Source organism: Bradyrhizobium hipponense (assembly GCF_008123965.1).
GTDB classification, from domain to species: Bacteria; Pseudomonadota; Alphaproteobacteria; order Rhizobiales; family Xanthobacteraceae; genus Bradyrhizobium; species Bradyrhizobium hipponense.
Window position 1 is genome coordinate 25,551 of sequence record NZ_VSTH01000079.1, and the last position, 21,354, is coordinate 46,904.

Consider the following 21,354-nt stretch of genomic DNA (forward strand, 5'->3'; position numbering starts at 1 on the left):
GCGAGCGCAGCGAAGCAATCCAGAGTCTTTCCGCGGAGGGATTCTGGATTGCTTCGTCGCAAGGGCTCCTCGCAATGACGGCGCGGATGGGATTTTTGCTACGACAGCCATCTCTCTCGCGGAACTCCCTCACCCGGAATTCAAGCTTTGCTTGAATTCCGGCCTCTCCCCGCAGGCGGGGAGAGGCGAAGAAGCACCTACACCCTAGGCATGCTCATTGGCCGCACCTCGCGGGCCTGCGCTGCGAGCCTGATTCCGGCATTGGCCGCGCCAAAGCCCTGATAGTTCCGCCGTTCGACGATCTCGAAGAAGAACCGCTCGTCAAAGATGTGAGTGTAGACCTGGAAGAACTCGCTGTCGCCCTCACGGTCGTAGAGGATGTGGTTGGCGCGCAGTTGCACCATCAGTTCGGGCGCAAGGTCGTATTTGGCTTCGATGTCGTCGTAATAATTGTCGGGGATATCCAGGAAATCCGCGCCGCGCTCGCGCATCGCAGCCACTGCCGCGAAGATGTCATGGCATGTGAACGCGACGTGCTGCACGCCCGAGCCGAAGAACTCCGAGATGAAGCGCGCCGGCAGCGTGCGATTGGCGGAAGAGCCGTTGAGCACGAAGCGCAGGCTCTGGTCGGTATTGATGACGGCCTGGCTCTGCACGAGACCCCTGGGGTCGGCGATCTCCATCTGCTGCAGCCGGGTCAGGTCGAGGATACCGGTGTAGAACAACAGCCAGGACAGCATCTCGTCGTAAGGCATCGACTGCGCGATGTGGTCGACGGCGAGCAGGGCGTCCGCGCTGGCGTCGCTCGCGAGCGGCTCGAAATCGGTGTCCCAGTTCTTGCCGGCCTGGTCGAGGAAATACAGCAAGCTGCCGCCGACGCCGTGGATCGCCGGGATTTCCAACTCACCCGGTCCGACCGGCTGGTAGAACGTGCGCGCTTTCAGCGCCTCCGCGCGCGCCATGGCGCGGGAGGCGTCGTCGACGTCGAGCGCTATTGCGCAGACGCCGGGGCCGTGCGTGACGTAATGCGAATGCGCAAAGCCGTCGGTCTCGGAATTGATCACGAGCTCGACTTTGCCCTGCGACCAGCGCTCCACCGCCTTGCTGCGGTGCTTGCCGGACTTGCGGAAACCGAGCTGCGAGAACAGGCGGGCGAGCTCGCCGGCCTTGGTCTCGTTCACTGCAAATTCGATGAAGCCGGTGCCGCGGCTCACCGCCCGCGGCGCCAGCGGCTTGCTCGAAAGTTTCGGCCACTTCTTCGCAAGCTGGTCCTCCAGCAGGATCAGCGAGCGCAGACCGTCGACCGCGGTCTGCGCGGCCGAGCCGGCACGGAACTGGTCGTTGAAGATCTCCAGCGACAGGGGCCCGGCATAACCGGTCGCCGCGATCGCCTCCATGAACTCGCCGACCGGCAGATCGCCCTGGCCGGGGAAGGAGCGGAAGTGCCGGCTCCAGGAGAGGATGTCGAGCTCGAGTTTCGGCGCGTCCGCAAGCTGCACCAGGAAGATCTTGTCGCCGGGGATCGAGGCCATCGCGCGGGTCGGAAAGCCCGGTGCCAGCGCATGAAAGCTGTCGAGGATAACGCCGATCGCCGGATGATCGGCGCGCCGCACGATCTCCCAGGCGTCGCGGTAGTCGTTGACGTGCCGTCCCCAGGCCAGCGCCTCGTAACCGACGCGCAAAGAGCGCTTGGCCGCGCGCTCGCCGAGCTCGCGAAAGTCGTCGGCGGCGTGGTCGATGCCGCCGAGCGAGGCCGGCGACACGTTGGAGCAAATCAGCAAGAGATCGGTGCCGAGCTCCTGCATCAGGTCGAACTTGCGCTCGGCCCGGGCAAAATTGCGCGCCCGCTGCGGCTCCGGCATGCCCTCGAAATCGCGGAACGGCTGGAACGCGCAGATCTCGAGATTGAGGTCGCGGCAGAGCTTTGCGATGTCCCGCGGGCCGGCACCGAACGACAGCAGGTCGTTCTCGAAGATTTCGACGGCGTCAAAGCCGGCGGCCGCGATGGCGCGAAGCTTCTCGTCGAGAACCCCGGAAAGGGAGACGGTTGCGATCGAGCGCTTGTTCATGCTGCGTTGTCCTCCATGGCGCCCCCAAGGAAGAGCTGTCCGATGCGGGGATCGTTCAGGATCCGTTCGGCCTTGTCGAACATGCGGGTCTGGCCGAGCTCGAGCACGATGCCCAAGTCCGAGATCTCCAGCGCCGATCGCGCATTCTGCTCGATCATCAAGATGGTGACGCCGCGGTCGCGCAAGCGTTTGAGGATATCGAAGGTCTGCTGCACCATCAGCGGCGACAGGCCGATCGAGGGCTCGTCGATCAGCACGAGCTTTGGCTCCAGCAGAAGCGAGCGGGCGATCTCGAGCTGCTTCTGCTCGCCGCCCGAGAGCGTGGAGGCCTGCTGCGTCGACTTGCGCCGCAGCGCCGGAAACAGGTCGAGCGCGGCCTCGATCCGCGTAGGCAGGTCGATATCCTTGCCCGCGGCGACACCGCCGAGCTCGATATTGTGGCGCACCGACAGCTCGGGAAAAATGTTGCGCCCCTGCGGCACGTAGCAGATGCCGGCATTGAGCAGCGCGCGCTGGCTTAAGTTGGTGACGTCGCGGCCCGCAAAGCTGATCTTGCCTTCGCGCAGCTTCAACAGGCCGAAGATCGCCTTGAACACCGTCGACTTGCCGGCACCGTTCGGGCCGATAATAGTGGTGATGGTGGCCTGCGGTACGGCGAAGGTGGTGCCGTTCAAGATCGTCATCTTGCCGTAGCCGCCGACGAGATTTTGAACCGAGAGGATAGTGTCGCTCATGGCCGGCTTTCCTCAATGTCCGAGATAGGCTTCGATCACGGCGGGGTTCTTGCGGACCTCGTCCGGCCGTCCCATCGCCAGCACTTTTCCTTCCGCCATCACCATCACGCGCGAACACAGCGACATCACGAACTCCATGTTGTGCTCGATCACGACGAAGGTGGCGTTCTTCTCGCGGTTGATCGCGACCAGCCGCTCCTTGAGGTCCGACAGCATCGATGGGTTGACGCCGCCGGCGGGCTCGTCGAGCAGCACCAAGCGCGGCCCGCCCATGAAGGCCATGGCGGCATCGAGCAGCTTCTGTTGGCCGTAGGACAGACCGCCGGCAGGTTCAGCGGCGAGATGATCGAGCTTGAAGAAGCCGATCATCTGGTTGGCGGCGTCCGTCAGTCCGGCGTCCGAGCGGCCGACCAGACGCGAGGCCATGCTGCCCTGGTGCTCCTGTCCCGCAAGGATCAGGTTCTCGCGCACCGAGAGCTTTGGAAAGACCTGCAACAACTGAAAGGTGCGGCTGACGCCGAGCTTGTTGAGCTCGGCGGGGCGCAGGCCGGTGACGACTTTGCCGTCGAGCTTGACCTCGCCGCCTGATGGCGTGAGCTGGCCGAGGATGCAGTTGAACAAGGTCGACTTGCCGCAGCCGTTTGGGCCGATCAGACCGAGGATCTCGCCCTCGCGGACGTCGAAGCTAACGTCGGCGACCGCGCTGATGCCGCCAAAATTCTTCTTGATGTTGGTGACTTCGAGGACCGCGCTCATTGCACCGTCTCCAGCCGGGATTTTGCGACGGCGCGCAACGCGGAGGCCGCCTTGGTTCGCCGCGCCGCCATGGTGCGGTCGAGGATTCCGAGGATGCCGGTAGGCGACCAGATCAGCAGCAGCATCACCGCGATGGCATAGAGCATCAGATAGTAGCCTTCGGTGAAGCGCAGCCATTCCGGCAGCAGCACCGCGATCATCGCGCCGAGGAACGGGCCGAGGAAGAAGCCGGCGCCGCCGACGATCACCATCATCAGGAGGTCGAGCGAGAGCGACAGGTTGAACGGCACGGGATCGATATATTGCGTCAGCGGTGCATAGAGCCCGCCGGCGATACCGCCGAGTGCCGAGCCGATTGCGAATGCCATCAGCGTATAGCGCCGCGTGTCGATGCCGAGCGACTGCGCGCGCAGCGGGTTCTCGCGCAACGCCATGAAGGCGCGGCCCCAGGGTGAGCGGATCAGCCACCACACTGCCAGCGACACGATCGCGAGCGAGCCCAGGCAGACATAGTAGAACGGCAGCGGCTTGTTGGTCGCGATCCCGAAGAAATGCGGGCGCGGGATGTTGGAGATCCCGTAGATGCCGCCGGTGAGCCAGCTCTCGTTGCGGAACACCAGGAAGGCCAGCGTCGAGAAGGCCAGCGTGACGAAGGCGAGGTAGTGATGCTGCACGCGCAGCGCGGGATAGCCGAGCACCCAACCGACCGCGAAGCTCAAGATGATCGCGACCACAATCGCGGCCGGCAGCGGCCAGCCATGGGTGGTCATGATCGCCGCCGCATAGGCGCCGATGCCGACGAAGGCGCCCTGCGCCAGCGAGACCTGGCCGGCATAGCCCAGCGTCAGGTTGAGGCCCATCGCCGCGATGGTCATCACCGCCCACTGGCTCAGGATGAACAGGCCGTAGCGGTTGAAGTTCATGGGAATGACGATGAGGCCGATGATGACGGCAAGGCCGAGCGCGATCTTCAGGGGTTTGGCAAATCCGCTCATACCGTGCGCTCCTCGGCGCGGCCGAGCAATCCTTGCGGCCGGAACAGGATGACGAGGATCAGGAAGATCAACGGCACCGCCGCGCGATATTGCGTCGAGACATAGGACGCGGCGAGATTGTCGAGAACGCCGATCAGGAGCCCGCCGGCGATGGCGCCGCGGACCTGGTTGAAGCCGCCGACGATCGCCGCGATGAAGGCGGCCTGGCCCAGCACCTCGCCGCTCGAGAATTTTGCCAGGTAAATCGGCGTGATCAGCAGCGAGGCGAGCGCCACTAGGAAGGCGTTGATCAGGAAGGTCAGCAGGATCATGCGCTCGACCGGCACGCCGATGATGCGCGCCACCGTCGGGTTTTGCGCCGCCGCCTGCATCTGATGGCCGAGCGAGGTGCGGTTGAGAAGCGCGGTCAGGCCGAAGACAGCGAGGATGGCGAGGACGAGCACGCCGATGCTTTGCAGCGACACGGCATGTCCGAGAATGGAGATATCGCCGGTCGGCACGATCGACGGAAACGGCGAGGCCTCTGCGCTGAAGAACTGTTTCACGGCTTCCTTGATGCCGATCGCCAGCGCCATGGTCGCGATCGCCAGCGGCAGGACGCCGTGGCGCATCATCGGATCGACCAGCAGCATCTTGAAGGCCAGCCCGAGCAGGACCATCGACAGCAGGATGCCAAGGATGATCGCGAGCCAGAACGGTGCGCCCGCATGCATCGCCGCCAGCATCAGGAAGGCGGGCAACATCACGAACTCGCCTTGCGCAAAATTGATGGTCTGCGAGGTCTGCCACAGCAGCGTGAAGCCGACCGCGACCAGCGCATAGATCGCGCCAGTGGCAAGTCCCGCGACCAGAAGATCGAACAGATTGGACATGGGTTCTCTTTGACCGTTAGAGCCCGAGTGAATAGGTCGAAACGAATTCAGGTCTGTCACTCCCTCTCCCCGTTCTTACGGGGAGAGGGTGGGGTGAGGGGCTCTGTCCGCGAATCCAACTCTAATCGTCTGCGCGGAAGCGCCCCCTCACCCCAACCCTCTCCCCGCGAAGAGCGGGGCGAGGGAGAAGAGAGACCTCACTTCACCTTCGGCAGCACCTGCTTCACCACCTGCTTGCCTTCCACCACTTCCACCAGAAAACTCTGGCGGTCGATGTCGCCGGTCTCGCTGAAGGTGACATCCATCAGGATGCCCGGCTCATCCGCGGCCTTGATCGTCAATCCGTGCAGCGTGTCGGCGAAGGCCTTGGAATCGACCTTGCCCATCTTCTCGGTGGTGGCCTTCACCATGTAGACGGCGAGATAGCCCTTCAGGCCGTTGTGGTCTGGCACGTAATTGTATTTTTTCGAGAACTTCTCGCGGAAGGCCTTGATCAGGTCGACCGGAGCGTCGGTGGTGAGGCCGACATGACCGCGCGCGCCATTGGCGGCGTCGCCGGCGAGATCGATAACCTTCTGGCCGATCAGCGTGGTCTCGCCCATCAGCGGCGCGGTGACGCCCTGGCGCTTGAGTTCTTTGAGGATGCGCGCGCTCTCTTCTTCGTTGAGATAGACGAACACGGCATCGGGATTGGCCGCCTTGATCTTGCCGACGTCGGCGGCGAAGTCCGCCTGGCCGGCTTCGGTCGAGAGGTCGGCGATCACCTTCGAGCCGAGCCGGTCGAGCTCCTTGATGACGACGTCGCGCCCGCCGCGGCCGAAATCGTTGTTGACCCAGACCACCGCGACCGTCTTCGCCTTCATCTCGTCGTGGATATATTTGGCGACCTTCGGCATCGAGGACTGTTGGCCGAACGAGGTGCGGAACAGGAATTTGTTGCCGCCTTGCGTCAGTTCGGCGGCTTCGCCGCCCATGATCTGCGCGATGCCGGCTTCCGCTGCGAGCGGCGCGGTGACCTTCACCGAGCCGGAGTAGCCGGGCCCGAGCAGCACGTAGGGCTCGGCGTCGAGCGCCTTCTGCACCTGTGCGCGCGCCACGCCGGGGTTGGATTGCGAGTCAGCATGGCTGACTTCGAGCTTGCGGCCGAGCACGCCGCCCTTGGCGTTGATCTCCTCGATTGCGAGGTCGATGCCGTTCTTCCAGTTGGTGCCGACGGTGGCGCCGCCGCCCGAGAGCTCGGCGACGTCGGCAAGCTTGATCGCCTGTGCGTGGGCGCAGGTTGCCGCGGCGAAGGCAAGCAGGGCGCCTGCCAGTAGCGTGGATTTCATCTCATTCCTCCCTTGGTTTGTTCGGTTTGGTCGACGGCCTTGTGTCCGGCCGCTTAGGTTACGCTGCGTTGGTGGTCGAGCTCCGCTCCGCCATCACGCCATCAAAAGCCTCTCCCATGACGTCCGTCGATGGGGCAAGGCCCGTGAACAGCTCGAATGCGTCGGCGGCCTGGTAGATCGCAAGCTCCCGCCCGGTCATGATCCGCGCGCCCTTGGCTTGCGCTGCAGCCAGGAGCGGCGTGATCAGCGGCGAATAGACGGCGTCGGCGACCCATAATTTTTCGTGCAGCAATGCAGCCGGGAGCGGCATGCCCCGGTTCGGCAGCATGCCGACGGGCGTGCCGTTGACGAGGCCGGTCGCACCATCGAGTGCGTCCTCGACGGCCATAGCCACCCTCGCACCACCCTGCACGGCCAGGAGGGAAACGAGTTTCTCGGCGCGCCCCGGCTCGCTGTCGAAAATGCGGATGTCGGTCACCTTCAGGCTCGCCAGCGCAAACGCGATCGCCTTGCCGACGCCGCCCGCGCCGATCACGGCGACGCGGTTTCCGGCAGGCGCCAGCAGCGGCGCCACCGCGCGGGCAAACCCGGTCGTGTCGGTGTTGTGGCCTGTCAGCCGCCCGCCGCTTGCGACGACGGTGTTGACCGCGCCCATGGCGGCAGCGCCCGGCGCCAGCTCGTCGAGCAGCGGGACCACGGCTTCCTTATATGGATAGGTGACGTTGACGCCGGCAAAGCCGAGCCGCCGCACCCCTTCGAGCATCATACGGAGCCCATCTGCATCGGCGCCGGCAACCTCGATCAGCTGGTAATGGCCGCGCAGGCCAAGCGCCTCGGCCGCACGCTCGTGCATCGCAGGCGAGGCGGAATGCGCGATCGGCGCACCGATCAGACCGGTGAGGAGTTTTTTGCTGGCGGCGTATCCGCGCTTGGGCATGGTGTGCAATCGTCTTGTGAGGAGCGTTTATCCCCGGCCAATAGCGGGGAAATCCGCGCAAGTCCAAGCGGGACGATAGTCTTTCCCTTGCCTAACACAATTACCCATTTATCGGGCAAACCTAACATAATGTTATTTTTTCCGCCCGCGCATCGCGGGCGCCTTGCCGTTGCCGCGGGACGGCTCGACCGCGCGCATCTCGGCGCGCAGCGACGCGATGAAGTATTCGACGTGGAGTGACAGCGGCGCGCCGCGCTTGACCGCGATGTAGGTGTCGAACCGCGTCGGCTCAGTGATCTTGAGCAGCTCGATCCCGGGATAGCCGCCATGGGCCACCGTGAACTGGTCGATGACCGCGATGCCCAGCCCCGCCTTCACCAGCGCGCAGACCGTGGTGCCGAAGCGGGCGCGGATGGTGATGTTGTAGTCGAGCCGGCTGCGCGCAAAGATCTCCGCCATGATGCGGCCGTAGGGATCCTTGGGGTCGATGCCGATCAGCGGATAGCGGGTGATCTCGGCGGCCGAGACCTGCTTGCGGCCGGCAAGCTCATGGCCCGGCGGCACGATGCAATAGAGTTCGCCCGAGGCGAGCGGCATGAAGTCGAGGCCGGAATGCTCGAGCCGGTAGCTCATCGCTACGCACTCGCCGCGGCCGAGCAAGAGATAGTCGATGGCTTCCTCCAGCTTGAGGATGTTGATGTCGATGCCGAGATCGGGATAGCGGCGCCGCACGCGCTCGATCGCGCGCGGCACCATCACCTGCGAGATGCTCGGCACCGAGCCGATGCGCAGCTCCGACAAAGCGCCGCGTCCGATCTTGGAGATAATCTCGGAGAGATCGTCGACCTTCTTGTAGACGCCGTTGATCTGCTCGAAGATGTTCTCCGCCTCGGGAGTCGGGAAGTAGCGACCGTTCTGGCGCTGGAAGAAGCGGATGCCGAGCGAGCGCTCGGTGTATTTGACGAGACGGCTGATGCCCGGCGCCGAGACGTTGAGCAGCTTCGCCGCACCGCCAATGGTGCCCGTCACCATCACGGCCCGGATCACTTCAACCTGGCGCAGCGTCATCATGTCCTGGACATCCCGAAAGGCGATCGCAATCGCGATCATCTCACGGGAGAAGCAAGGTCATCCAGCGGTAAGTGTATTGAGGTGAGCTGAAGAGGGGGATTCTCCCCCTCTCCCCTTGTGGGCCCCTTGTGGGAGAGGGTGGATCGCCGCGATAGCGGCGAGACGGGTGAGGGGTTCTCTCGGCGAATGCCTGCTGCAGTGGGTGCGTGGAGAGAGACCCCTCATCCGGCGCTTCGCGCCACCTTCTCCCACAAGGGGAGAAGGGAAACTACCTTCGTGGCGGATTGCTTGGACTCAAATCGGCGGATTCAAATGGAGGCCGGCGCAACCGCGCGAGCAGCTTGCGCCATGACCACAACCGTTTTAACTCGCCGGTCCTTCCGGCGACACGCTGCCGGGCTGCTCCGGGCGCTCGCTTTGCAGCACCTCACGTGCGAACTCGATGATCTTCTGCTTGTTTGCAGTGTGGCGGACGGCGAAAAATACGCGGTTGAGCTCGAGGCCGAGCACGCTGTTGAGGGCGATGTTCTCGTCTTCCATCGTGGCTTTCCCGCTGCAGGCGTCCTAGGTGTAACTTGACGTCAATTCTTCCACAAGTAGATTAATCTTCGGGGCGTGTGACGCACCGGGAAACTACGGAAGCGGTGAATTGAGGGAGCCCCACAAGACGTGCTATAGCGAGCGGCAAGGGTCAGGAAACGCACTGATGTCCGCCGTGGATTATGGCCGGGAAGCGCTCGACTTCATCGAAGGGCTGGGAGCCTACAGCACGGTTCCGGACGCCATGGATTCGCTCGCAACGGCATTCAGCCGGTACGGCTTCGAGCATATCATCGTGACGGGCTTGCCGAACCCCGACCAGCGCTTTTCCCAGATGGTGCTCGCCAAGAAGTGGCCGGCGGAATGGTTCAGCCTCTACACTCAAAAAAGCTACGACCGCGTCGATCCCGTGATCCGCAAATGCCGGCAGACGGTGAATCCCTTCGAGTGGTCGGAGGCGCCTTATGATCCCGAATTGGAACCGGGCGCCGTGGAGGTGATGCGGCGCGCTGCCGATTTCCGCATGTCGCATGGCTTCGTCGTTCCGATCCACGGGCTGACCGGCTACGAGGCCGGCGTCTCGCTTGGTGGCGTCCACCTTGATCTCAATGCCCGCAGCAAGCCGGCGCTGCACCTGATCGCGATGTATGGCTTCGACCATATTCGCCGTTTGCTCGATCCAACGCCGCATCCGTCGATGCGCCTCACCCCGCGCGAGCGCGAGGTGATCTCCTGGGCTTCGCAGGGCAAGTCGGCCTGGGAGATCGGCGAGATCCTGAACATCACCCAGCGCACTGCGGAAGAGCATCTTGCAACTGCAGCGCGCAAGCTTGGCGCCGTCAACCGGACGCATGCGGTCGCGATCGCAATCCGGCACAGAATCATCAATCCCTGAAATAGCCGCCTACTGGGAAATTTCCCAATAGTCGGCTCGGCCTTTTTCCAAGAGGCTTCCCCCATTTCAAGCCATGGGGGACTTCATGATTCATGTGATTTCGGCCGTTAACCGGCACCATTACGAGGACGTCATCGAGCAACACTTTCGGCTGCGTCACGAGATTTTTGTGGAGGAGCGGAAATGGGAGGGACTGCGGAAGCCCGATAGCCGCGAGATCGACGCCTATGACAATGAGGACGCGATCTATCTGCTGGCCCTCGACGAGAGCCGCCGTGTGCTCGCCGGCTCCCGGCTGTATCCAACCACCAAGCCGACGATGATGAGCGATGTCTTTCCACACCTTGCGGCGGTGCGTGGCTGTCCGGTGGACCCCCTGGTCTGGGAGTGGTCACGTTTCTTCGTCGCGCGCGACCGCCGCGATGGCGCGCTCAACCTGCAACTGATGGCGGCGGCGCAGGAGTTCTGTCTCGACCAGGGCATCGAGCGTCTCTGCCTGGTCATGGAGACGTGGTGGCTGCCGCGATTCCACGACATCGGCTTCGTCGTCACGCCGCTCGGACTACCGGCGCTGGTCGGGGACTCCTGGACCATGGCCGCGACGATTGAGGTCCGTCAGGAGTCGCTCGATATCGTGTGCAACCGTATCGGGATGACGCACGCCATCCAGCACGACGGTCCGCGTATCGACTGCATCGCCCGTGCCAACCTCTGCGGCCTTGCCGCGCAACGAAAGATTGCCTGAGATGTCGAACATGATGCGGGACAGCCAGATCATGGCGCAGACCAGAGACGAGAATCTCAGCTACATGTCCGACATGGCGCTCGAACTCGCTGAGATGGCAGAAGACTCCGGAATGGCGACACTCGCCTATCTGTTCCGGATGGCGGCGCTGGAGGCCTCGACGGCAGACGCCGCGCTCGTCGAGCCGGACGATCTCCCCCAACAGATGACGTCGCACTAGACGCCAGTCTTCCTTCACTCAACGGAAGGTCTCGCCCTCTCCCTTGGGAGAGGGCGAGCGTTTTTGCGCAGCGCGCCGCTGCCTCCGCCCCGGATGGGTGCGGCAGGTTGACCCATCCTCCCCGGCAACCATCTTGCAAGGTGCGCACAGCCGCACCCCGCCGGGATGCAACAAAGTGCATGTCTGGCGTCAAATCGCTCTTGCCTCGGAACGATACTGCCATTACCCATTTTTCGGCCTTGAAGAGGCAGGGGGAGCTCTTTCACTGATGGCGACCGTGTTCGAACATCGGCGTGACGCTGCGTGCGCCTGAAAGAGTTTTGATGCTGCTCGTCGTCGAACAATTTTTGAACGGATTGCAGTTCGGCCTGCTGCTATTCCTGCTCGCCGCCGGACTGACGCTGGTGTTCGGGATCATGGATCTCGTCAACCTCGCGCACGGCTCGCTCTACATGATGGGCGCCTATTTCGCCGCGACCTTCGCGGCCTGGACCGGCAGCTTTCTGCTCGGCGCGTTCCTGGCGCTCGGTGCGACGCTGCTGCTTGGCATCGTGCTTGAGGTGGTGGCGCTGAAACATCTCTATGGACGAGACCATCTCGACCATGTGCTCGCGACCTTCGGCCTGATCCTGTTCTTCAACGAGGCTGTGCGGCTGATCTGGGGGCCGGCGGGCCTCGCGCTGCCGCTGCCGGCCTGGCTCACCGTGCCGGTGCCGATCCTGCCGGGCATTCACTATCCCGCCTACCGTCTCGCCATCATCGTCGTTGCGCTGCTCGTTGCGCTGCTGCTCTATCTCGGCGTGATGCGCACCCGCGTCGGCATGCTGATCCGGGCCGGTGCCTCCAACCGCGAGATGATCGGCGCGCTCGGCATCAACATCAAGCTGCTCTACACCCTGGTGTTCGGTCTCGGCGCCGCGCTTGCGGGCCTTGCCGGGCTGATGCAGGCGCCGATTCTCACCGTGCAGATAGGCATGGGCGAGAACATCCTGATCCTCGCCTTCGTCATCATCGTGATCGGCGGCATCGGCTCGATCCGCGGCGCGTTCCTGGCCGCGATCTTCGTCGGCATGATCGACACGCTCGGCCGTGCCTTCCTGCCGAACCTGCTGCGGCAGGTGCTGAGCTCGACCGCCGCCTCCACCGCCGCGCCCGCGCTGTCATCCATGCTGATCTATCTGTTGATGGCAATCGTGCTGGTGGTGCGGCCGGAGGGGCTGTTTCCGGCCAACCGTCGATGAAGGCTTTCACCGTGAGCAAGGCCGTGACGGCCCTGATGCTGGCAGGCCTCGTGCTGCTGCCACTCTATTCGCAAGCATCCGGCAACATCTTCATCCTGACGCTGTTCACCCGCGTCGTCATCCTGGCGCTGGCAGCAGCGAGCCTCAACCTCATCATGGGCTATGGCGGCATGATGAGCTTCGGCCATGCCGCCTATCTCGGCATCGGCGGTTATGCCGTCGGCATCCTGGCGCAGGAAGGCGTCGGCTCCGGCTTCATTCAGTTTCCGGTCGCGATCGCGGCGTCCGCACTCTACGCGCTCGTGATCGGTGCGCTCTCCTTGCGCACCCGCGGTGTCTATTTCATCATGATCACGCTGGCGTTCGCGCAGATGGCCTATTACGTCGCCTCGGGCCTCGCACGCTACGGCGGCGACGACGGTCTCACCGTCTACAAGCGCAGCGACTTTTCCGGCCTGATCAATCTCGGGAACCGTGTGCAGTTCTACTACCTCTGCCTTGCCTGCTTGTTCGGCGTGATCTTCCTGATCTGGCGCATCGTCAATTCGCGCTTCGGCCTCGTCGTGCAGGGTCTGCGTTCCAACGAGCAGCGCATGCAGGCGATCGGCTTTCCGGCGAAACGCTATCAGCTGGTCTGCTTCGTCATCTCCGGCATGATGTGCGGCCTGGCCGGTGCGCTGCTCGCCAACAACACCGATTTCATCAGCCCGGCCGCGATGTACTGGACCCGTTCCGGTGACCTCATGGTGATGGTCATCCTCGGCGGCATGGGCGCGCTGTTCGGCCCGGTCATGGGGGCGGTGGTCTATCTGCTCCTGGAAGAGTTCTTGTCGCAGATCACCGAATACTGGGCGCTGATCATGGGCCCGCTGCTGTTGCTGATCGTGCTGTTCGGCCGCGGCGGCATCATGGGCTTGCTCGGGAGGTTCAATCGTGGCTGAACCGCTGCTCCGTGTCGAGAAGCTGGTGCGCCGCTTTGGCGGCATCATTGCGACGGACAACGTCTCGCTCGACGTCGCGGCGGGCGAGCTGCACGCCATCATCGGCCCGAACGGCGCCGGCAAGACCACGCTGATCAGCCAGCTCACCGGGCATCTGGCGCCGAATTCAGGCAGCGTCTCGCTCGGTGGCCGCGACATCACCCACCTGCCGGCCTATCGCCGCTGCGCGCTGGGCCTGGCGCGTTCGTTCCAGATCACCTCGCTGCTGTTCGACTTCACCGCTGCCGACAATGTCGCACTGGCGGCGCAGGCCCATGCCGGCACGTCGTTCCGTTTCTTCGCCAATGCGCGCAAGGAAAAGGGCCTGCGTGACGCCGCGCATGCTGCGCTCGATCGCGTCGGGCTGTTGCATCGCGCCGACGTCGTCGTGTCCCGGCTCAGCCATGGCGAGCGGCGCGAGCTCGAGCTCGCGGTCGCGCTCGCGAGCAAGCCAAAACTGCTGCTGCTGGACGAGCCGATGGCCGGGCTTGGCGTCACCGAATCGCAGCGCATGGTGAAGCTGCTCCAGGAGCTGCGCAAGGAAGTCTCGATCGTGCTGGTCGAGCACGACATGCCGGCGGTGTTCGCGCTCGCCGACCGCATCACGGTGCTGGTCTATGGCCGCGTCATCGCTTCCGGCGATCCGGCCGCAATCCGCGGCAACGACGATGTCAAGCGCGCCTATCTCGGCGACCAGCATGTGGTGACGCACCATGTCTGAAAAAGAGATGGCTGAAACGCTGCTCGACGTCGACGGCATCGAAACCTGCTACGGGCTGTCCCAGGTGCTGTTTGGCCTGTCGCTGTCGATCAAGCCGGGCGAGATGGTCTCGCTGATGGGCCGCAACGGCATGGGCAAGACCACCACCATCCGCTCCATCATGGGCCTGACGCCGGCGCGCACAGGCAGCATCCGTTTTGCGGGCTCCGAGGTGCGGACGCAGCCGTCCTACAAAATCGCAAAACTCGGCGTCGGCCTCGTGCCCGAGGGACGCCAGATCTTCCCGAACCTCACGGTGCGCGAGAATCTGGTCGCTGCGGCCGCCGATCGCTTCGGCAGCGCCAATCCCTGGACGCTCGCCGCGATCTACGTGCTGTTCCCGCGGCTGGCCGAGCGCGCCTCGAACATGGGCAACCAGCTCTCTGGCGGCGAGCAGCAGATGCTCGCGATCGGCCGCGCGCTGATGACCAATCCGAAGCTGCTGATCCTGGACGAAGCGACCGAGGGCCTGGCGCCGCTGATCCGCGAAGAGATCTGGAACTGCCTGTCGATGCTCAAGAGCCGCGGCCAGTCGATCCTCGTCGTCGACAAGAACGTCGACCATCTCGCCCGCATCTGCGACCGCCACTACATCATCGAGCGCGGCAAGACGGTGTGGAGCGGCACGTCGAACGAGCTGTTGGCCGAGCCGGAGCTGCAGCACAAATATTTGGGGATCTGAAAGGACGGTGAGATGGGGGAGGAACGCTCTTGCGGCTCAGTCAGCGTCGTCCTGGCGAAAGCCAGGACCCATACCGCGTGATCTATCGATTGCGGCGGGTATCAGTACTGAGCGCCAATCTTCGCCAAACGTCTCCCTGGGATAATGGATCCTGGCTTTCGCCAGGACGACATTGGGGCCCTCACCAATAAATCCCATGACGATGCAGTTCGCGGATCACGCGTGCTTCGGTCGACGGTTGGCGGCGCTTCGGCTTGGTTGTCTCGGTCGTGCTTGCCACCGCTGCGCCGGTCGACTGAACGGGTGCTGCGGCAGGAGTTGTCGCGGCAGGGGCGCTTACGGTCGTCGGCGCGGCAGCGACCGGCGGAGTTGAAGTGGATGTCGTGGTCGCCGTCTGGACGTTCGCCGATGGCGCCTGCGCTACCGGCTGCTCGGGTGCCTGCTGGCTCGAATTGGAGGCCGCGAGGCTCAGGCTTCGCGAACCTCCGGCATAGGCCTGGGTAGCCAGTAGCGATAGCGCGGCGATCAGAATCAGCTTGCGCATGGAAATCCCCATGATTTGGTCAGTTCATCTTGCCTAAACCGCACCAGCCGGTTTTCTAACGCGCTAGGCGATGCGTGCCGATCTCGATCAGCGTGGTCCGGCAGGACAGGCGGTAAATCAGACTGAACAGATGGTTCCACATGATCGAACTCCACTGTTGATCATGGGGCAGCAGCCTAGGCGCGTTGTCTTTCACGCCGTTTTCGTGGGGCGGGGAAAATGGCTTCGTCGGGGCGCGGGGTGATTTCGTCGCAACCGGTGGGACGAAGTCGCCTCACGGGCGTGTGAGCGAACCCTTCGGACCGCCCCCGAACGATGTCACAACGTCAAAACATCTCGAAATATTCGCGGTGTTCCCAGTCGGTCACCTCAGCCAGGAAGCGGTCGATCTCGGCATTCTTGATGTGGGTGTAATAGTCGACAAACTCTCCGCCGAGCTTTTCGCGGAAGAACGGGTCGTCCTTCAGCGCGGCGACGGCGTCACGCAGCGACTTCGGCAACAGCGGCGCCTTGGTCTCATAAGGCGTGTCGGCGGAGGGGCCGGGATCGAGCTTGCGATCGATGCCGTCGAGGCCGCTCAAGACTTGCGAGGCCATGTAGAGATAGGGATTGGCCGCGGGCTCGCCGACGCGGTTTTCCAGGCGGGTGGCGGCATCGCCGGCCGCCCCGAGCACGCGGATCATGACGCCGCGATTGTCGCGGCCCCAGATCGCGCGGTCCGGCGCCAGCGAATAGGAGCGGTAGCGCTTGTAGCCGTTGATGGTCGGCGTGGTGAACACGGTTGCCGCGCGGGCGTGGTCAAGCAGCCCTGCGAGATAAGCGCGGCCGAATGCGCTGAGCGGCTCGCTGCCTGCGTTCGCCATGAACAGGTTCTCCCCGCTCGCGCGCGAGATGATCGACTGGTGCAGGTGCCAGCCGCTGGCGAACAGGTTCGGCAGTTTCGGCCGGCACATGAAGGTGGCGTGATAGCCGTGGCGGTGCGCGATCTGCTTCACGGCGGAACGGAACAGCACCATGTTGTCGGCAGGCTCCATTCCCTTCTTCGGCTGAAAGGTGAACTCGCACTGGCTCGGCCCGAACTCGACCTCGACCGATCGCAGGGGAAGCCCGAGCGCGAGGACGTCGCGGCGCAGGATCTCCAGCACCGGCTCCATCTGGTCGAAGCGCTGCTCGGTGAGATACTGGTAGCCGTGGCTGAGCAGGCTCACAGAGGGCGGCGTGCCGGGCTGGCCCGCATCCTCGGCGCGCATATGGACGTCGTCGAGCTTGAAGATGTGGAATTCGACCTCGAGCCCGGCGACGAAATCGTGGCCACGGCTTGCGAGTTCATTAAGTACCTTGCGATAGAGCCCGCGCGTCGCGAACGGCACGGGGCGGCCGTCATTGAAATAGAGATCGCACAGCACCCAGCCTGTCGCCGGCGCCCATGGCAGCACGCGGAAGGTGGTGGGATCGGCGACCATCAGCACGTCGGCCGCGCCCTCCATCTCCTTCATGCCGAAGCCGCCGCCGGCGGTGAACACCGGGAATACCGTGCGGTGCGAGGTGTCCTTGGCGAGCATCGTCGTGGTGATCGAGCAGCCGCTTTCCAGCGAGGCGATCGCCTCCGAAGCAATGATGGTCTTGCCGCGCAAGATGCCGTGCTGGTCGGGGAAGCCGAGGCGGATGACCTCGAGGTTCTTCTCCTCGACGATGCGGCGCATGCGCGTCGCGGCGTCCTTATGCTCTTCCGACCACAGCGCATGACGCGCGACGAAGGTCACTTTTCCACTCCCCCAACTGCCGTAGGGTGGGCAAAGCGAAGCGTGCCCACCGCATCTATCGTCCTCGCGGAAGCATGGTGGGCACTGCGCTTTGCGCCTTTGCCCACCCTACGGGAGCCGACCACAATCGTCACTCCGCCGCCGTCAGCCGATGCACCTTGCCTTCGATGTCCTTCGGCACCGGGGCCGTCCACGGCGCGCCGCGGCGGCGCTTGACGTCGACTTCCATCCAGTAGGTCTCCCAGCCCCGCGTCGGGCCGATGCCGTCCATCGTCGCCGGTCCCTGGATTGCGCGCGCGGTGCTCTCGTCGAGATGCAGCATCGGCTTTTCGCCGGCCATCGCTTTGTCGATCTCCTGCCGCAGCAGGCGGCGGTACAGCACGATCGCCTTGTCGGACTGGCCGAGATGCTCCTTGGTGCGATCCTGGATCGCGCCCATGGATTCCACCGCCCACTGGTCGTGGACGTTGATGTCGCTGCCCATGCCGGTGTAGGTCGCGGTCTGCTGCTCGTGCGGATCGAAGCCGTAATCATTGCCGCGGTTCTTGCGCGATTTGTAGTCGGGAAGCTCGTAGAGCTCGAGCCGCTGGTCACGCATCTTCTGCTTCTCGACCGGTGCGGAGTAGCTCGTGAAGATCGCGTACCAGTAGCAGTTCTCGTCATCGACCGGCACGTGCCACTGCGTGATCGTCATCTCCGTGCTCATGGGGATGACGAAACCGTGCGGGAAGAGCTGGTTGGTCACCCGCACATGGGTACGCTCCTCGTCGATCTCGCGTAGCGCGATCAGCCGCAGGCCGTATTCGGTGTGCTCGACATTGATGATCGGGCGGTCGTACTCGCGCAGGATTTTCGTCATCGGCAGGTCGCTGCCGGCGGAGGCGCCGCGGAACTGCTTGCCGTAAGCGGTGGATGTGTCCTCGTCCTCGAAGAAACGATGCAGATAGGAGGCGTGCGCGGGATCGATGCCGACCTCCAGCGCCTGGAGCCAGTTGCAGGCCATGTGGCCCTTGAACGCGAAAGTGTGCGTGCCGGGCGCGATGAAACAGTCGATCTCCGGGAATGCCGGCGGCTCACCCTCGCCGAGCCAGGCCCAGAGGATGCCGCTCTTCTCCACCACGGGATAGGAGCGCTGCTTGATGTTCTGGCAGAGCTTTGAGTCCTTCGGTTCGGCCGGCGTCTCGATGCACTGCCCGGTCGCGTCGAACAGCCAGCCGTGGAACGCGCAGCGCAGGCCGCCATGTTCGAGCCTCCCGAAAGCAAGGTCGGCGCCGCGATGCGCGCAGTGCCGGTCGATCAAGCCGTAGCGTCCCGTCTCGTCGCGGAACAGCACCAGGTTTTCGCCGAGCAGTTTGACGGGGCGGATCGGGCGTGCGCCCTCCAGTTCATCGGCAAGAGCGGCCGGCTGCCAGTAGCTCCGCATCAGCTTGCCGCACGGGTCCTTCGGCCCGGTGCGGGTGATCAGGTCGTTCTGCTCCTGGCTCATCATGGCGGTCGCGTCCTTTGCTGGAGGGGCGATTGTTGTTCGCCTATTGAACGAATGGGCGAATTATGACATGCCTTGATGCGGCAGCAAGCACTATTTTGCAGGAATGGCCCGACACCATGCCCAAGCTGAAGCGGAGCGAGAGCGACGAGCGCGCGACGGATTTCGTCGAAAGCCTCGATCGCGGCCTGCGCCTGCTGCAATGTTTTGGCGCGACCCCGGGCCCAATGACGCTGAGCGATCTCGCCCGCGCAGCTGAGCTGCCGCGCGCCACGACCCGGCGAATCCTGTTCACGCTTGCACGCAGTGGCTTCGTTGCGAGCGACGGCAAACTGTTCTCGCTGACGCCGCATGTGCTGACGCTCGCGGCGTCCTACCTGCGGTCCAATCAGCTCGTCGCCGTGCTTCAGCCGGTGCTCGATCGCGTCGCGACCGCAGCGCAGGAAATCTCTTCGCTCGCGGTGCTCGATGGCGACGACGTCGTGTTCATCGCCCGCGGCGGTCCGGCGCGCGTCTTTTCAAGCGGACTCGAAATTGGCTACCGGCTCCCGGCCTTCTGCACCTCTGTTGGCCGCGCCATGCTCGGACAACTCGGTGATGCCGAACTTGCCGAGCGCCTGAAGACGATGAAGCGCGAAGCGTTGACGCCGCAGACGGTGACCGATCCCAAGGTCTTGCTCGCGCGCATTGCAGCAGACCGCGCCCAGGGCTATTCGCTGGTCGACCGCGAGGCCGAGCCGCATTTCCGCTCGATCTCCGTTCCCGTCCGCCGCTACGATGATGTCATCGTCGCCGCCATCAACATGGGCGCCCATGTCGACCGCGTGCCGGCGCGGGAACTGGTCGACCGGTTCCTACCCCTGCTGGGCGAAGGCGCGGAATCGGTGCGCTCGCAGCTGCTGTAGCTACAGCACGCTTTCGCTCTTTCCGCATTTCGCGCTATGATGTGTGGGTCACAAGAGAACAGGGAGTATGCCATGCAACACACCATGGTTCCCAGTGATCGTGTGGAGCATGTCGCCGTCTACGGGCGCGACGGTACCAAGCTCGGCACGATTGAGCGGCTGATGCTCGACAAGGTGAGCGGAATGGTCGGCTATGCCGTGATCAAGACCGGCGGCCTGCTCGGCACCCGTCACCACTATCCGGTGCAATGGAACGCGCTGAAATACGATCCAGCACGCCAGGCATTCCAGGTTGAGCTGACGCTGGACGAACTCAGCCACGGCCCATGCGAGTTCGATGGCGACGCGTTCGACTGGGGCGATCGCTCGCGGCCCTACCCGCATCCGCATTACTGGTCGGTCTAGCCGCGTCGGGAGTCTTGTAGCCCGGGTAAGCGAAGCAATTCCCGGGAACGCCATGCGTTGGCCTTGATCGACGCTCTCACGGCCGGTTGCGCATCCAGTCGGCGAGACCCGACAGCGCCCGATCGAGGTCGTGCCGCGCGGCCGCATCGGCCACCGTTTCCTCGAGCGCCCCGCGCATGCAGAGCATCCATGCATCGCGTTCGGCATCGCCGATGGCAAAACCGATGTGGCGTTGGCGCAGCCGCGGATGGCCCTTCTCGACGGAGTAGAGTTTTGGGCCGCCGGTCCATTCGGTGAGATAGCGCTTCAGCACGTCCTTGATCGCGCCGAGATCGGCCGCGTGCATGGCACGAATGGTCCGCGCCTCCGCAAGCGTATCCATCCGATCATAAAAGCGCTCGACCAGCCGATCGATCGTGGCACTGCCGCCGATCCGCTCGAACGTGGAGATTGCGACGTCGCTATCGGTCATTCCGCGTCCCGGCTACAGCGCCACGCTGCGCAGCCCAAAACTGCGTGCTTCGTTCTGAAGCACCGGCCGCACCGCGTCGATCAACCGTGCGGCGGCGGCGTCGACGGAAAGCCCCGCGGTATCCACCACCGCGGTGGCGCGCGCATACAGCGGCTCGCGGCTGCGCAGAATGTTACGCAACTCCGCCATCGCGGAACGATCATCCGCCATCGGGCGAAGGTCGCCCTGACGGCGCACGCGGGCCATGTGCTCCTCGGGCTCGGCCTTCAGCCAGATCGTGTAGAACGACGACAGGATCTGGTCGAAGGTGAGCGGCTCCGAGACGATGCCGCCGCCGGTGGCGAGCACCATCAGCTCGTTGCGCGCGAGCAACTGCTGCAGCGCCGCCTGCTCCATGCGGCGAAAGCCTTCCTGGCCGTACAGCGCGATGATCTCGGCGACCGAGAGCCCGTTCTGCTGCTCGACCTCCTTGTTGAGCTCGACAAAGCTCCAGCCGACCTTCTTCGCCAGAATCTTGCCCAGCGTGGATTTGCCGGCGCCGCGCAGGCCGATCAGCGCGATGCCGCAGAATGGCGCGCGCCGCGGCGCGGATGCGCTGCCGCCGGCGAGCAGGTCCTTGGCCTGGGCGATCTGGCCCGGCGTCGCCTTGCGCAGCAAGTCGCGAAACATCTGCCAGTCCGGCGTCGGATCGGCCGATGGAAGCAGATCTTCCAGATGCGCGCCCATCGCGTCCGAGACGCGGCGCAAGAGCACGATGGAGACATTGCCCTTGCCGCTTTCGAGCTGGGCGATATAGCGCTCCGAAATACCTGAAACCTTGGCGAGCACTTTTCGCGACATGCCGCGCAGTGCGCGCATGGTGCGCACGCGCTGGCCGAGCTGTTCGAGGAAGCGGGATTCGGCGTCGGGACTGTCGGTCATGGACTACAGATCATGGGCCTTCTTGAGCGGGTG

At 64.1% G+C, this 21,354-nt stretch carries 23 protein-coding genes; 9 read left to right on the forward strand and 14 right to left on the reverse strand.

The window, feature by feature from the left end; genetic code table 11:
* Nucleotides 1-197: 197 nt before the first annotated feature.
* The 9 genes from FXV83_RS23705 to FXV83_RS23745 all read right to left on the reverse strand — a co-directional run bounded on the left by FXV83_RS23705 (nucleotide 198) and on the right by FXV83_RS23745 (nucleotide 9,302).
* On the reverse strand, nucleotides 198-2,069 hold the full coding sequence (locus FXV83_RS23705) for a bifunctional sugar phosphate isomerase/epimerase/4-hydroxyphenylpyruvate dioxygenase family protein (protein ID WP_148741788.1): 1,872 nt from the start codon (nucleotides 2,067-2,069) through the stop codon (nucleotides 198-200).
* On the reverse strand, nucleotides 2,066-2,803 hold the full coding sequence (locus FXV83_RS23710; RefSeq protein ID WP_148741789.1) for an ABC transporter ATP-binding protein: 738 nt from the start codon (nucleotides 2,801-2,803) through the stop codon (nucleotides 2,066-2,068). The genes FXV83_RS23705 and FXV83_RS23710 overlap by 4 nt, the downstream gene beginning before the upstream one ends.
* 12 nt (nucleotides 2,804-2,815) lie before the next feature.
* A complete protein-coding gene (locus tag FXV83_RS23715; protein ID WP_148741790.1) occupies nucleotides 2,816-3,559 on the reverse strand; it encodes an ABC transporter ATP-binding protein in 744 nt (247 codons plus the stop codon).
* Nucleotides 3,556-4,554, reverse strand: coding sequence for a branched-chain amino acid ABC transporter permease (locus FXV83_RS23720; protein ID WP_148741791.1), 999 nt, complete (start codon nucleotides 4,552-4,554; stop codon nucleotides 3,556-3,558). Before FXV83_RS23720 ends, FXV83_RS23715 begins: the two co-directional genes overlap by 4 nt.
* Nucleotides 4,551-5,426: a branched-chain amino acid ABC transporter permease gene (locus FXV83_RS23725; protein ID WP_148741792.1), complete on the reverse strand. Its 876-nt coding sequence runs from the start codon at nucleotides 5,424-5,426 to the stop codon at nucleotides 4,551-4,553. The genes FXV83_RS23720 and FXV83_RS23725 overlap by 4 nt, the downstream gene beginning before the upstream one ends.
* A gap of 197 nt (nucleotides 5,427-5,623) precedes the next feature.
* On the reverse strand, nucleotides 5,624-6,754 hold the full coding sequence (locus tag FXV83_RS23730) for an ABC transporter substrate-binding protein (protein WP_148741793.1): 1,131 nt from the start codon (nucleotides 6,752-6,754) through the stop codon (nucleotides 5,624-5,626).
* A 58-nt stretch (nucleotides 6,755-6,812) separates the two neighbouring features.
* Nucleotides 6,813-7,691 carry a shikimate dehydrogenase gene (locus FXV83_RS23735; RefSeq protein ID WP_148741794.1) on the reverse strand — a complete coding sequence of 293 codons (879 nt, stop codon included), beginning with the start codon at nucleotides 7,689-7,691 and terminating at the stop codon, nucleotides 6,813-6,815.
* A gap of 132 nt (nucleotides 7,692-7,823) precedes the next feature.
* On the reverse strand, nucleotides 7,824-8,762 hold the full coding sequence (locus FXV83_RS23740; RefSeq protein WP_148741795.1) for a LysR family transcriptional regulator: 939 nt from the start codon (nucleotides 8,760-8,762) through the stop codon (nucleotides 7,824-7,826).
* Between the two features lie 363 nt (nucleotides 8,763-9,125).
* A complete protein-coding gene (locus FXV83_RS23745) occupies nucleotides 9,126-9,302 on the reverse strand; it encodes a hypothetical protein (protein ID WP_148741796.1) in 177 nt (58 codons plus the stop codon).
* A gap of 166 nt (nucleotides 9,303-9,468) precedes the next feature.
* Between FXV83_RS23745 and FXV83_RS23750 the strand changes: the two genes are divergently transcribed.
* From FXV83_RS23750 to FXV83_RS23780, 7 genes are all read left to right on the forward strand, one after another.
* Nucleotides 9,469-10,197: a helix-turn-helix transcriptional regulator gene (locus FXV83_RS23750; protein WP_148741797.1), complete on the forward strand. Its 729-nt coding sequence runs from the start codon at nucleotides 9,469-9,471 to the stop codon at nucleotides 10,195-10,197.
* Between the two features lie 85 nt (nucleotides 10,198-10,282).
* Complete coding sequence (locus tag FXV83_RS23755) at nucleotides 10,283-10,942, forward strand: acyl-homoserine-lactone synthase (protein WP_148741798.1); 660 nt, start codon at nucleotides 10,283-10,285, stop codon at nucleotides 10,940-10,942.
* A 1-nt stretch (nucleotide 10,943) separates the two neighbouring features.
* On the forward strand, nucleotides 10,944-11,162 hold the full coding sequence (locus FXV83_RS23760) for a hypothetical protein (protein WP_148741799.1): 219 nt from the start codon (nucleotides 10,944-10,946) through the stop codon (nucleotides 11,160-11,162).
* 323 nt (nucleotides 11,163-11,485) lie between these two features.
* Entirely contained in the window at nucleotides 11,486-12,403 is a 918-nt protein-coding gene (locus FXV83_RS23765) for a branched-chain amino acid ABC transporter permease (protein WP_148741800.1), read from the forward strand.
* Complete coding sequence (locus FXV83_RS23770; RefSeq protein ID WP_148741801.1) at nucleotides 12,400-13,344, forward strand: branched-chain amino acid ABC transporter permease; 945 nt, start codon at nucleotides 12,400-12,402, stop codon at nucleotides 13,342-13,344. Before FXV83_RS23765 ends, FXV83_RS23770 begins: the two co-directional genes overlap by 4 nt.
* The gene (locus FXV83_RS23775; protein ID WP_148741802.1) at nucleotides 13,337-14,104 is read left to right on the forward strand and encodes an ABC transporter ATP-binding protein; all 768 of its coding nucleotides are present in this window, start codon (nucleotides 13,337-13,339) and stop codon (nucleotides 14,102-14,104) included. The genes FXV83_RS23770 and FXV83_RS23775 overlap by 8 nt, the downstream gene beginning before the upstream one ends.
* Nucleotides 14,097-14,825, forward strand: coding sequence for an ABC transporter ATP-binding protein (locus FXV83_RS23780; RefSeq protein ID WP_235940127.1), 729 nt, complete (start codon nucleotides 14,097-14,099; stop codon nucleotides 14,823-14,825). The genes FXV83_RS23775 and FXV83_RS23780 overlap by 8 nt, the downstream gene beginning before the upstream one ends.
* 181 nt (nucleotides 14,826-15,006) lie before the next feature.
* Here the strand turns inward: FXV83_RS23780 and FXV83_RS23785 are convergent, their stop codons facing one another.
* The 3 genes from FXV83_RS23785 to FXV83_RS23795 all read right to left on the reverse strand — a co-directional run bounded on the left by FXV83_RS23785 (nucleotide 15,007) and on the right by FXV83_RS23795 (nucleotide 18,621).
* Entirely contained in the window at nucleotides 15,007-15,369 is a 363-nt protein-coding gene (locus tag FXV83_RS23785; RefSeq protein WP_148741803.1) for a hypothetical protein, read from the reverse strand.
* Between the two features lie 326 nt (nucleotides 15,370-15,695).
* The gene (locus FXV83_RS23790) at nucleotides 15,696-17,132 is read right to left on the reverse strand and encodes a glutamine synthetase family protein (protein WP_148741804.1); all 1,437 of its coding nucleotides are present in this window, start codon (nucleotides 17,130-17,132) and stop codon (nucleotides 15,696-15,698) included.
* A 130-nt stretch (nucleotides 17,133-17,262) separates the two neighbouring features.
* Nucleotides 17,263-18,621 carry an aromatic ring-hydroxylating dioxygenase subunit alpha gene (locus FXV83_RS23795; RefSeq protein ID WP_148741805.1) on the reverse strand — a complete coding sequence of 453 codons (1,359 nt, stop codon included), beginning with the start codon at nucleotides 18,619-18,621 and terminating at the stop codon, nucleotides 17,263-17,265.
* Between the two features lie 116 nt (nucleotides 18,622-18,737).
* Here FXV83_RS23795 and FXV83_RS23800 point away from each other — a divergent pair, with 116 nt between their 5' ends.
* A complete protein-coding gene (locus tag FXV83_RS23800; RefSeq protein WP_148741806.1) occupies nucleotides 18,738-19,523 on the forward strand; it encodes an IclR family transcriptional regulator domain-containing protein in 786 nt (261 codons plus the stop codon).
* Between the two features lie 72 nt (nucleotides 19,524-19,595).
* Nucleotides 19,596-19,928: a PRC-barrel domain-containing protein gene (locus tag FXV83_RS23805; RefSeq protein ID WP_187436110.1), complete on the forward strand. Its 333-nt coding sequence runs from the start codon at nucleotides 19,596-19,598 to the stop codon at nucleotides 19,926-19,928.
* Nucleotides 19,929-20,004: 76 nt separating this feature from the next.
* Here FXV83_RS23805 and FXV83_RS23810 read toward each other — a convergent pair whose 3' ends face one another.
* Both FXV83_RS23810 and FXV83_RS23815 read right to left on the reverse strand, forming a co-directional pair.
* Nucleotides 20,005-20,400 (reverse strand): group II truncated hemoglobin, encoded by a 396-nt coding sequence (locus tag FXV83_RS23810; RefSeq protein WP_148741808.1) that lies wholly within the window; start codon nucleotides 20,398-20,400, stop codon nucleotides 20,005-20,007.
* 12 nt (nucleotides 20,401-20,412) lie between these two features.
* Nucleotides 20,413-21,321, reverse strand: coding sequence for a helix-turn-helix transcriptional regulator (locus FXV83_RS23815; protein ID WP_148741809.1), 909 nt, complete (start codon nucleotides 21,319-21,321; stop codon nucleotides 20,413-20,415).
* Nucleotides 21,322-21,354 lie beyond the last annotated feature (33 nt).